1 protein-coding gene is annotated in these 1,020 nt (G+C 60.9%); it reads left to right on the forward strand.

Features of this window, described 5'->3' with window-relative positions:
• The coding region (locus FYJ24_RS12530) for a TRAP transporter substrate-binding protein (RefSeq protein WP_154546744.1) at positions 1-925 on the forward strand (925 nt) is incomplete at its 5' end.
• Positions 926-1,020 lie beyond the last annotated feature (95 nt).

Here is a 1,020-nt window from a genome sequence, read left to right on the forward strand (position 1 = left end):
GTTCGTTCTGGCTAACCCGATTGAAATCCAAGTCAACAACACCATGAGCGAAGGCGGTTCCGAAAGCGCCGCCGTGGAGCGCTTTGCGGAGTACCTGGAAGAGCAGGCGCCGGGCCGCTTCAACGTTCGCCCTTTCCTGGCGGGCTCGCTAGGAGGCGAGGATGCCATTCTGGAATTGCTCAACTTGGGGCAAACCCAGCTTTCCATTACCGGCGGGAACTGGCGACAGCAGTATGCGCCTGAGTACGACGCCATTACCGTGCCATTCGTGTTTGCCACCTGGGAAGAGGTGGATGCGTACATGGAGAGCCCCTCTGGGCAGGCGTTGATCGAGCAGGCCGAAAACCAGGGCGGGCTCAAGTACTTTGGCACCCAGCATCGTGGTCCGCGCCACATGACCGCCAACAAGGCCATCGAAACCCCTGAAGACCTGCGCGGTTTCCGCATGCGTCTGCCTTCGTTGCCGGTGTGGCTAACGGTGTGGGAAGAGATCGGTGCTCAGGTGGTCAACGTGCCTGCTCCGGAGATCTATCTGGCCATGCAGACGCGCCAGGTAGATGGCCATGAAAACTCGCTCTCTTCGCCATATACCCGGCGCTTATGGGAAGTGCAGGACCACATCATTCTGACCAGCCACGTGCAGTTCCCGTGGAACTGGGTGGCCAGTTCGCGGTGGTGGGACGGCCTGGAAGAAGACGATCAAGCGCTGATCGAAGAGGCCATTCACGTGGCGCGAGCCCATGGCTCCGAGCGTGAGCGCGAGCTGGACGAGTACTACCTCGGCGCGCTGGAAGAGCAGGGCATGACCATCATCGAACCGGATATCGAAGCGTTCAGAACCGCTGCGTTGCCAGCCATCGAGCGGGTCATGGCCGATATGGCCGATGGCGTGAGCGAGGACGCCCTCGGGCATCAGGGCGAATGACGCGCTAGCGACAGCGCGTTGGGTTCAGCCACGGGGGTGCCCGACACCACCGTGGCCGTGGATTGCGAGATCACCTCAGGAAATTATCGATGAAT

The sequence above is a fragment of the Scrofimicrobium canadense genome, from assembly GCF_009696615.1.
Taxonomy (GTDB): domain Bacteria; phylum Actinomycetota; class Actinomycetes; order Actinomycetales; family Actinomycetaceae; genus Scrofimicrobium; species Scrofimicrobium canadense.